This is a genomic window from Nocardioides sp. Leaf374 (genome assembly GCF_916862475.1).
GTDB lineage: Bacteria > Actinomycetota > Actinomycetes > Propionibacteriales > Nocardioidaceae > Nocardioides > Nocardioides kribbensis.
In genome coordinates this window covers 1-8,895 of the sequence record NZ_CAKASO010000068.1, presented here as the reverse complement: position 1 = coordinate 8,895, position 8,895 = coordinate 1, and the positions used below count along the sequence as shown (strand labels likewise).

Annotated in this window: 10 protein-coding genes; all 10 read left to right on the top strand. The window is 76.1% G+C overall.

The features are described from left to right. Nucleotides 1–1,218, top strand: a 1,218-nt coding sequence (locus LPA27_RS18710; protein ID WP_228943466.1) for a flagellar hook-length control protein FliK, incomplete at its 5' end; no start/stop codon positions are given. 9 nt (nt 1,219–1,227) lie between these two features. Then, nucleotides 1,228–1,713, top strand: coding sequence for a flagellar hook capping FlgD N-terminal domain-containing protein (locus tag LPA27_RS18705; RefSeq protein ID WP_056864741.1), 486 nt, complete (start codon nt 1,228–1,230; stop codon nt 1,711–1,713). Nucleotides 1,714–1,738: 25 nt separating this feature from the next. Then, nucleotides 1,739–2,593, top strand: coding sequence for a flagellar hook-basal body complex protein (locus LPA27_RS19320; RefSeq protein WP_056864742.1), 855 nt, complete (start codon nt 1,739–1,741; stop codon nt 2,591–2,593). Nucleotides 2,594–2,790: 197 nt separating this feature from the next. Continuing rightward, nucleotides 2,791–3,207: a flagellar FlbD family protein gene (locus LPA27_RS18690; protein ID WP_228943464.1), complete on the top strand. Its 417-nt coding sequence runs from the start codon at nt 2,791–2,793 to the stop codon at nt 3,205–3,207. Next, entirely contained in the window at nt 3,204–3,998 is a 795-nt protein-coding gene (locus LPA27_RS18685) for a motility protein A (protein ID WP_056864743.1), read from the top strand. Before LPA27_RS18690 ends, LPA27_RS18685 begins: the two co-directional genes overlap by 4 nt. Before the next feature lie 3 nt (nt 3,999–4,001). Continuing rightward, a complete protein-coding gene (locus LPA27_RS18680; protein WP_228943462.1) occupies nt 4,002–5,042 on the top strand; it encodes an OmpA/MotB family protein in 1,041 nt (346 codons plus the stop codon). Continuing rightward, on the top strand, nt 5,039–5,473 hold the full coding sequence (locus LPA27_RS18675) for a flagellar basal body-associated FliL family protein (protein WP_056864745.1): 435 nt from the start codon (nt 5,039–5,041) through the stop codon (nt 5,471–5,473). The genes LPA27_RS18680 and LPA27_RS18675 overlap by 4 nt, the downstream gene beginning before the upstream one ends. 102 nt (nt 5,474–5,575) lie before the next feature. Further along, a complete protein-coding gene (locus tag LPA27_RS18670; RefSeq protein ID WP_056864746.1) occupies nt 5,576–6,562 on the top strand; it encodes a flagellar motor switch protein FliM in 987 nt (328 codons plus the stop codon). Beyond that, a complete protein-coding gene (gene fliN / locus LPA27_RS18665; RefSeq protein ID WP_228943460.1) occupies nt 6,559–7,440 on the top strand; it encodes a flagellar motor switch protein FliN in 882 nt (293 codons plus the stop codon). The genes LPA27_RS18670 and fliN overlap by 4 nt, the downstream gene beginning before the upstream one ends. A gap of 2 nt (nt 7,441–7,442) precedes the next feature. Beyond that, a partial coding sequence (locus LPA27_RS18660; RefSeq protein ID WP_228943458.1) for a flagellar biosynthetic protein FliO occupies nt 7,443–8,895 on the top strand: 1,453 nt, incomplete at its 3' end.

Below are 8,895 nucleotides of genomic sequence, written 5' to 3'. Positions count from 1 at the left end.
GGCCCGGCCGGCGCGGGTGCGGCCGACGGCGCCACCGACGGCGGGGGCTTCGCCGCCCTCGTCGCCGGCCTCGTCGACGCCATGGCCGGGCAGGACGGCGGCGGACGCGGTGCGCCCGGGACCGCCACCGCGGCAGGTCGTGCCGCCGGCACCAGCACCGACAGCGGCGGCGAGGGCGGGACCGACGGCGAGACCGGGGCCGAGCAGGCAGGCACCCTGGCCGTGGTCGACCCCACCGCGGTGCTCCTCGCCGCCCTGCCGCTGCCGCAGCAGCCCGGGGCCACCGGGCAGCAGGCGGCGACCGCCGGGGCCGGGACGACCACCGGTGCAGGCACCGGCTCGAGCACCGACGGGTCCGCCCCCACCGACCTCACCGAGCTCACCGCCCCCACCGCCCCCACCGCCGCCGGGCCGCAGCAGCACGGGGCCCAGCAGCACGGGGCGGAGACCGCGGCCGCGGACCCGGCGCAGACCGGACCGCAGGACACGGCGTCCACCCGCGCCGACCGGACCGTGCAGCCGGGACAGGGAGGGGCGGACCTCGCGGCGCTCGACGGCGCGTCACCTGCTACCTCCCCGGACGCCGCGGGAGCCACGGGCGCCGCGACCGCGCCGGCCGGCACGACGCCGGCCCCGCCGACCCGCCAGGTGACCAGCCAGGTGACCAGCCAGGTGACCGGCCAGGTCTTCCCCGAGGTGGTGCGGCTCGCGCAGACCCAGGCCGGCCCGGGGCAGCGCACCACCCAGCACCTCACCCTGCGTCTCGACCCCGGCACGCTGGGCGAGGTGCGGGTGACGCTGAGCATGGGCGAGCACGGCCTGCGGGTGCGGATGGTGGCGGCCCACGAGGGCGCGCGCGACGCCCTCCAGCAGGGCGCGCCCGAGCTCCAGCGGCTGCTCGAGCACCTCGGCGAGACCCGTGTGAGCGTGCGCGACGCCGCCGGTGCGCCGGCAGCCGCGGCAGCCACCCCCGGGGGCACGGGCGCGCAGGACGCGCGCGGCGACGCCCCCGGCTCCTGGTCGGGCTCCGACCACACCGACTCCGGAGAGCGTCCCTCGGGCGACGCGAGCCGGCAGCAGGAACGGCAGGCACGGACGTCTGCCGACCACATCGCCAGGGATGGCACCACGAGACCGGCCCACCCAGGATCCCTGGGAGCCGGCTCAGCCGACCCGCAGACGTCAGGGGCCCGTCGGGCCCTCGACGTCAGCATGTGAGGAGGACCCGTGTCGATCTCGGCCACGGAGGCGGTCACCGGGGGTGGACTGCAGGCGCTCGCGCCGGCGACCACGTCCGCGTCGTCGCCCGACAAGGACATGTTCCTGCAGCTCCTCGTGGCGCAGCTGCGCTACCAGGACCCGATGAACCCCGCCGACACCGGGGAGTTCCTCTCCCAGTCGGCGCAGTTCACCGCCCTGGAGAAGATGCAGGACGTCGCCGACCAGACCGCGCTCGTGCTCGGCGCGCAGATGGCCTTCGGGGCCAGCAGCCTGGTCGGGCGCGAGGTCAGCTACACCCTCGCCGACGGCACCGAGGGCACCGGCACCGTGCAGGGCGTCACGTTCGAGGCCAGCGGCCCCGTGCTCGACGTCGACGGCACCGACGTACCCCTCGTCAACGTCCTCACCGTCGCCGGCGGAGCCTCCGCCCCGACGGCCGCCGGCAGCGGCACCAGCTCCGCCAGCACGTCCGCCACCCCCGCCCGACCCTGACCAGCACCTCCGAGAGGACCCCCTCATGCTTCGCTCGCTCTTCGCCGGCATCTCCGGCCTGCGCGTCAACCAGACGATGCTCGACGTCACCGGCAACAACATCGCCAACGCCAACACCACGGGCTTCAAGTCCAGCACCACCGTCTTCAGCGACACCCTCAGCCAGATGCTGACCGGCGCGTCGGGCGCCAACGCCAACCGCGGCGGCACCAACCCGATCCAGGTCGGCCTCGGCGTGCAGGTGGCCGGCACCGCCAGCAACCTCAGCCAGGGCTCGGCGCAGATGACCGGCCGCTCGACCGACCTGATGATCCAGGGCGACGGCATGTTCGTGGTGCGCTTCGGCAACGAGCAGCTCTACACCCGCGCCGGCGCCTTCACCTTCGACGAGTCCGGCACCCTGGTCACCCCGTCGGGCGCCCGCGTGCAGGGCTACGCCCTCGACGCCGCCGGCGACCCCACCGGCGGGCTGGTCGACATCACCCGCGACACCGCCGGCCTGACCCCGGCGGTGCCCGCCGGCGTGGAGCTCACCTCCTACTCCTTCGGCAGCGACGGCAAGCTCCGCGGCGTCTTCTCCGACGGCGTGCAGCGCGACATGGCCCAGCTGGCGCTGGCCGACTTCAACAACCCGATGGGCCTCGAGCGCGTCGGGGAGACGGCCTTCCGCGAGTCGGCCAACTCCGGCCCGGCCGACCTCGGCGTCTCCGGCCAGGGCGGCCGCGGCACCCTGATGGCCGGTGCGCTGGAGATGTCGAACGTCGACCTCGCCGCTGAGTTCACCAACCTGATCCTCGCCCAGCGCGGCTTCCAGGCCAGCAGCCGCGTCATCACCACCTCCGACTCGGTGCTCGAGGACCTCGTCAACATCAAGCGCTGACGCGACCGCGCCGTCGCACGGCGCGCTCGTCGTCGCCCCGGCCCGCGGCCGGTCGCCCACCCGGGCGACCGGCCGCGCTCGCGGGGAGGACCGGACTGATCCCGTGCCGACCCCTCAGGTCGGCCCCGCCCCGACCGATGGACATCGTGACGGCCACGGACGGCTGTCGCTCGACCGCACTAAGGATGGTGCCCCGCATGATCTCGCTGACCCGTCTCTCGGGCTCGGTGTTCGCCCTGAACTCCGACCTGATCGAGCGCATCGACTCCACCCCCGACACCGTCATCACGCTGGTCGACGGGTCCAAGTACGTCGTCGCGGAGAGCATGACCGCGGTCGTCTCGATCATCCGGCACCACCGCGCCGAGCTCATCGCCCTCAGCGGCTACGTGCGCATCGGGGAGCAGACCCCCGAGGCCCTCGGCAGCGCCCGGGCCGCCCTCGACGTCGACCTCGGCGAGCAGCTCGCCGGGCGTCGCCCGGCCCTGAGCGTGGTGGCCCACCACGCGCCGCGCGCCGCCGAGGCAGGGCCCGACTCGGGGCTCGACACGGGGCTGGACACGGGCACCGACCACTCGGCGCTCGCGCCGCTCGGACCGGGAGCCACCCGATGAAGGACGCCGCCACAGCCATCGGCATCGGCCTGGGCCTGGTGGTCATCGTGACCGCCAACGTGCTCGAGGGCGGCAACCCGATGAGCCTGCTGCTGCTGCCGCCGATGCTGCTGGTCTTCGGCACCACGCTGCTGGTCACGGTGGCCGGCGGCACCATGGCCGACGCCAAGGGGGCCGTGGCCTCGCTCAAGCGCGCCTTCACCGGCGGCGACGTCAAGCCCGCCGGCGACGTCGTCCCGGCGGTCGTCTCCCTGGCCGAGAAGGCCCGGCGCGAGGGCCTGCTGGCGCTGGAGGACATGGTCAAGGACGTCGACGACCCCTTCCTGGTCAAGGGCGTCACGATGGCCATCGACGGCACCGACCCCGACGAGGTCCGCGACATCCTCGAGGCCGAGGTGGCCGCGAAGCGCAAGGCCGACAAGCAGTCGGCGAAGTTCTGGGCCGACGCGGGCGCCTACGCCCCCACCATCGGCATCATCGGCACCGTCATGGGCCTCGTGCACGTGCTGGAGAACCTCGCCAGCCCCGAGGAGCTCGGCCACCTCATCGCCGCGGCCTTCGTCGCCACGCTGTGGGGCGTCATGTCGGCCAACGTGCTCTTCCTCCCCCTCGGCAACCGGCTCAAGCGCCTCGGCGAGCTCGAGGTCGCCCGCATGGAGATCGTCATCGAGGGCGTCGCCGCCATCCAGGCCGGCTCCAACCCCCGCGTGATCGCCGCCAAGCTCACCTCGCTGCTGCCCGCCGGCGAGCAGCCCGCGGCCGTCGCCCCCGGCCAGGCCCAGGCGGCCTGAGCCGTGTCGGCCCGACGCAAGCGCCACGAGGAGCACGAGGAGCACGAGAACCACGAGCGGTGGCTGGTGACCTACGCCGACATGGTCACGCTGCTCATGGTGCTCTTCATCGTCATGTTCGCCATGAGCCAGGTCGACGAGAAGAAGTTCGCCGAACTCAAGGAGGGCCTCGCCGCCGGCTTCGGCGCCAGCGACCAGGTGCTCCAGGGCGCCTCGTCGATCCAGGAGCAGCCCGGCTCGGCCGCCGTGGCCCCGGTGCGCCCGCAGCTGGCGCTGGCCGACCTGTCGGAGAAGGACCGCGCGGTCGTCGAGGAGGCGCTCGCCGAGACCGAGCGCCTCGAGCAGGACCGCCGCCGCGCGGAGGCCCGGTCCGAGGCCGAGCGCCTCGACGAGGTGCGCGAGCGCCTCGAGCGGGCGCTGCGGGCCCAGGGCCTGCAGGACGACGTCAAGGCTACCTACGACGAGCGCGGCCTGGTGCTCAGCCTGGTCTCGCGCCACGTCGTCTTCGAGTCCGACCTCGCCACCCTCACCGCCCGCGGCGAGGAGGTCGTCGACACCCTCGCCCCGGTGCTGCTGGCCATCCCCGACCGGCTGCAGATCGACGGGCACACCAACCAGGTCGACGTGCAGCCGAAGTACTTCGCCACCGACTGGGACCTCTCGGCCGCCCGCGCCCTCACCGTGCTGCGTCGCCTCGACGAGCGCTTCGGGGTGCCGGCCGAGCGGCTCTCCCTGGCCGCCTACGGCCACGAGAAGCCGCTGGTCGACCCCGCGGAGCCCGGCTCGCAGGCGGTCAACAAGCGCGTCGACATCGTCGTGCTCACCCGCCTGCCCCGCGAGGTCGCGCAGCTGCTGCCCGACGCCGCCGGGGCCCTGCCCCGCGACGGCGCGCCCGGCGGTGACCGGCGCGGGGCGGGCGAGCCCCGCGAGGAGGACGCGCCCCCGACCCCCGGCGGGTCCACCGACGACGGCGCCGTGCGCGCCGACGGCCTGCCCGCCGATCCCACCGACCCGACCGACCCCTCCCAGGGAGCCCCCCGATGACCACCACGACACTGCCGGCGGCCGAGGCGGCCGCGGCCGAGCCGAAGAAGAGCAAGAAGAAGCTGATCGTGATCGCCCTCGTGCTGGTGCTGGCCGCGGGTGCGGCGTACTGGTTCGTCCTCAAGCCCTCGGGCGCCGAGGCCGCGCCGGAGCCCGGCGAGGTGCTCGTGCTCGAGCCGGTGCAGGTCAACCTCGAGTCGGGGCACTACCTGCGCGTCGGCATCGCGCTGCAGCTCACCGCCGACGCCCACGAGGCCGACGGCAGCAAGGCCCTCGACGCCACGATCGAGCTCTTCAGCGGCCGCACGGTCGAGGAGCTGGCGGTGGGCGAGGACCGCGAGAAGCTGAAGGAGAAGCTCAACCACACGCTGGAGGAGGAGTACCACGGTGACGTGATGGAGGTGTACTTCACCGAGTTCGTCACCCAGTAGCCCCGCCGCTCCACCCTCCTCAGACGGCCGTCGCCACGACGGCCGGGGGTCCGTCGACCCGTTTCTCCTCAGGTGCTCCCACGCGCCGCCGATGGGCGGGGCGTGAGCCTGCCGACCGCGTTGCCGTCCTCCCCGGTCGCCGACCCCCGACGGCTCGGACCGACGGGTCGCTCGCGCCGCCGCGACGGCGCCGCCACGGCCGTGCCCTACGACTTCCGTCGCCCGATCCAGCTCTCGCGCGAGCACCTGCGCATCCTCCAGGTGGGCTTCGACGGCTTCGCCCGGCAGGCCACCACGGTCTTCACCTCCGCGCTGCGCTCGGTGTGCCAGGTGAGCCTGGCCGGCATCGACCAGCGCACCTACGCCGAGTACGTCGACAGCCTCGCGCCGACCACCTACCTCACGCTCTTCGCCCTCGACCCGGTGCCGGGCCGCGGGGTGCTCGACCTCCCGCTCAACGCGGTGATGTCGTGCGTCGACCACATGCTCGGCGGGCCCGGCCAGGCCGACCAGCCGCAGCGCCCGCTCACCGAGATCGAGAGCGGCGTGATCGCCGGCCTGGTCGAGCGCCTGCTGGCCGAGATGCGCTACTCCCTGGCCGCCATCGTCACCCTCGACCCCGAGGTGACCGGCGTCGAGTACAGCCCGCAGTTCGCCCAGGTCGCGGGCGCCGCCGACGTCATGGTCTCGGTGGGCCTCGACCTGCGCATCGACGAGCGCGCGCACCGGATGTCGCTGTGCCTGCCCTTCGGCGGGCTGCTCCCGCACCTCACCGCGGCCGCCGCGCCCGCGCCCGTCTCCAGCCGTGAGCGGACCCAGCGCGCCGAGGCCGCCGCGCTGCTGCACGAGACCTTCCAGGAGGTGCCGGTCGACGTGGCCGTCCGCTTCCGCAGCACCGCGGTCGACCCCGCCACGCTGTCCGACCTGCGGCCCGGCGACGTGCTGCGCCTGGCCCACCCGGCCTCGGCCCCGCTCGACGTAACCGTCGACGAGCAGGCCTTCGCCCACGCCACCGCGGGCACCCAGGGCGCGCGTCTGGCCGCCCTCATCGTCGCGGCCGGCGCCGCTCACACCCAGGAGAACCGATGACCAGCACCCTGCCCGCCGGGGGCTCCCCCGCCGACGCCCTCGCCCTGGCCGCCGCGGAGGCCTGCGCCACCGTGCTCCCCGCCAGCGAGCCGCTCTCGGCCGGCGACCCCCAGCCCGGCACCGAGCACGTCGTGGGCGTCTTCGCGGGCGCGGCCGTCGCCGACCTCAGCGGTCCGGCCGGCGGCCGGGTCTCGGTGCTCGTGGGCGAGGAGCTCGTCTCCGCGCTCCAGGCCAGCCCGCTCGGCGGCCTCGACCTCGGCGCCGCCGTGCAGCCGGCGCTCGACGCCGCTGCCGCCGCGCTGGGCGCCACCGCCCAGGCCGCCCGCTCGGTCGACCTCGAGCTGCTCGTCCCCGAGCTGACCGGGCCCAGCGGCGGCGGCTTCACCGCCGTGCCGCTGCTCGGCGCCGGCATCGTCGCCGCCCTCCTGGTGCCCGACACCACCCTGGCCGCCGTGCTCGCCGCCCAGGCGGCCCAGTCAGCCCAGGCGTCCCAGGCCGGCCAGGCGGGCCAGGGCTCCCCGGCCGGCGGCCCGGCGGCCACCACGGTGGACCCCTTCGGCCAGCCCGTCGCCGGCCGTCCCCTGCCCGCCACCGGCCAGGGCGACAACGTCCGCTCCATCGCCGACGGCCGCCGCGGCATCGAGATGCTCCACGGTGTGGAGATGGAGGTCACCGTCGAGCTCGGTCGCACCCGCATGCCCGTGCGCGACCTCCTCGCGCTGGCCCCCGGCGCCGTGCTCGCCCTCGACCGGGCCGCCGGCAGCCCCGCCGATCTGCTGGTCAACGGCCGCCTCATCGCCCGCGGCGAGGTCGTCGTCGTCGACGAGGACTTCGGCCTGCGCGTCACCGAGATCCTCGACCAGGGCGCGGTGGGCTGAGCATGGCCGAGCTCGCCCTCCGGATGGTGGTGTCGCTGGCGGTGGTCGTGGGGCTGCTGCTGCTCATCGCCCGCCTCGGCGCGCGCCGCTTCTCCGGCCGCGCCGGCGCCGCCGTGCAGGTGCTCCACCGCCAGCAGCTGGGCCGCGGCTCCGCGCTCACCGTGGTCACCGTCGGCGGCCGCACCCTGGTCCTCGGCACCACCGAGCAGCAGGTGCGCGTGCTCGCCGAGCTCGACGCCGACGAGGCCGCCACCGTCGCCGGACAGGACGGCGCCGCGCTCGACACCGACCCCGACACCGACCCCGACGCCGGCACCGGCACCGGCGACGGGGACCGCGAGGACGCGACGACGCGGTCGCCCCGGCTCGCCACCGTGACCGCGCTGCCCTCGCTCAGCGTCGTGCCCGCCCCCGCCGACGAGCCCGAGCCCGCCACCGAGCAGCCCGAGCAGACCTCCCCCACCGACCTCGGGGACCCGGTCGACCACAGGAGCGAGGGCCCGCAGCAGCAGGGGACGGCGGTCACCGTCCTCACCGACGACGTCCCGGCCCCGTCCGCGTCGACCGCTCCGGCCGTCGCGGCGGTCCTGCCCGCCCTCGGCGAGCAGCCGGGCCCCTACGCCGGCCACGCCGCCGCGATCCTCGGCCGTCTCGCCCCGGCCGGCACCAGCGCCGGAGCCGGCCCCCGCCCCACGGGCGAGGCCACCGTCGGGACGGCCGCCGAGACCGCCCACGACCTCACCGGCGGGCTCACCGCTCCGGACACCGCCGTCGACACCGGGTCGCTCGCCGCGGCCGCCGTGTCGGGCCGCCACCGCTCCGACCACCCGGCCCTCACCGGCCCGGCCCCCGCGGCCGCCTTCGAGCCCGTGCGCCCCGACCCGACCGCGCCCCGCGTCGTCGCCCGTCACCGGGTCGCCACCACCGCCCCGGCCCTCGGCGCCGGCGCCACCCCGGTCGCTCCCGCCGTCGCGGCTCCCGCAGACGTGCCCGCAGACGTGCCCGCAGACGTGCCCGCAGACGTGCCCGCGGTCGTGCCCGCGGTCGTGCCCGCGGTCGTGCCCGCGGTCCTGCCAGCGGCGGGCACCGCCGCCGTCCCCGCTCCCCCGCTCAGAGCCACCGCGCCTGCCACGGTCTCCGGGCTCCCCGCGGCCGCGACCGTGGCGGTCCCGGCCGTCAACCCCGCCGAGCTGCTGCTCGCCCAGGAGACCGCGACCGCCGCCACCACGGCAGCCACCGTCACCGTCGACACAGCGACCCCGGCCACCGCGGCCCCCGCGGCCGACGACTTCGCGGCCCAGCTCGCCGCGTGGCTGGCCGACCCCACGCCCCTCACCACCACCGCGGCCGACGCGACCGGCACCGCCACCACCGGCGCCACGCCCGGCACCGAGGCACCGGCGGCCGGCCCCGGGCGCGCGACCCGCGCCGAGCGCCGCTCGGCCCGCGGCCCGG

Coding starts and splice junctions, on each gene's coding strand:
- LPA27_RS19320 (WP_056864742.1), top strand. CDS start 1,739: ATGCTTCGCTCGCTCTTCGCCGGCATCTCCGGCCTGCGCGTCAACCAG.
- LPA27_RS18690 (WP_228943464.1), top strand. CDS start 2,791: ATGATCTCGCTGACCCGTCTCTCGGGCTCGGTGTTCGCCCTGAACTCC.
- LPA27_RS18685 (WP_056864743.1), top strand. CDS start 3,204: ATGAAGGACGCCGCCACAGCCATCGGCATCGGCCTGGGCCTGGTGGTC.
- LPA27_RS18675 (WP_056864745.1), top strand. CDS start 5,039: ATGACCACCACGACACTGCCGGCGGCCGAGGCGGCCGCGGCCGAGCCG.
- fliN (WP_228943460.1), top strand. CDS start 6,559: ATGACCAGCACCCTGCCCGCCGGGGGCTCCCCCGCCGACGCCCTCGCC.